The sequence below is a fragment of the Parablautia muri genome, assembly GCF_009917485.1.
Taxonomy (GTDB): Bacteria; Bacillota; Clostridia; order Lachnospirales; family Lachnospiraceae; genus Suilimivivens; species Suilimivivens muri.
In genome coordinates, this window is record NZ_QZDT01000183.1 from 1 (window position 1) to 900 (window position 900).

The 900-nt window shown below is 53.2% G+C and carries 1 protein-coding gene; it reads right to left on the reverse strand.

Annotation, left to right across the window (positions count from 1 at the left end):
- Positions 1 to 45: 45 nt before the first annotated feature.
- Positions 46 to 900 (reverse strand): Mu transposase C-terminal domain-containing protein (locus D5281_RS25095; RefSeq protein WP_160562558.1); only part of this gene is annotated, 855 nt, incomplete at its 5' end.

Below are 900 nucleotides of genomic sequence, written 5' to 3' on the forward strand. Positions count from 1 at the left end.
GGGATGTCCCTGGTAAACGGCGTATGCTCCATTTCAAAAAAGCCTTCATACATCTGCATGCCCCTCCTTTCCGTATTCCTCAAAGGACAGGACTTTCGCCATCTGCCGGTGGTCTTCCCTGTATTTTTTCTCAAGGGCGTCGAGGAGCCTTGATGTCTCGGGGTTGCTTCCCGCCATTCCCAGGGGCACAGGCGGCACTTTTGATGCATAGGCTCCTATCTCCGTCCGGTGCGCCGCCACCGGCTCCGCCCCTGTACAGTAAACCATAATGGTCTCTGTGTCCATAGGATCATATGCTATCTCCGCCTGCAGGTTTGCCAGCGCTGCGCTTGCCTCATACCGGCTGCCTTCAAAAGAGAAACACCCTGCCCCGTCAATCCTGCGTCTCTCCCTGTGCTGGAACGCTTCTGCCACTACAGATACATCGATGAATATGAGCCCCCTCGCATCCCTCAGCCATTCCTGCTCCGGCGTGATCCCCCATGCCGGGACTTCCACCCCGTAAGATTCATAATACTCCCGGATCCCTGCATGCGCCTCTTTCTGGTATTCCTGTTCCAGAAACACTTTCCACCTGTGGTTCAGTTCCTCCACAGAATGCACATGCGCTGCATGGATCTCTGCGATGAACTGATCCACTTTCTGGTGGAATTTTTCAATTTTTCCCTTGGACTGGCACGCACCCGGTTTTGCATGGACAATCCGGATGCCCAGTTTTGCACACGCTTTCCCCAGATGGGCGGCTGTATACTGGGCTCCGTTGTCCAGATACGCACAGTCAAATCTTCCTGCCTTTAAAACTGCCTTATGGAACGTATCTTCCACGATCTCCTGCCTCTGGCTGTCATAAAACTCTGACTGCACGATATATCTGGAATGGTCATCAATCAGTGATGACAG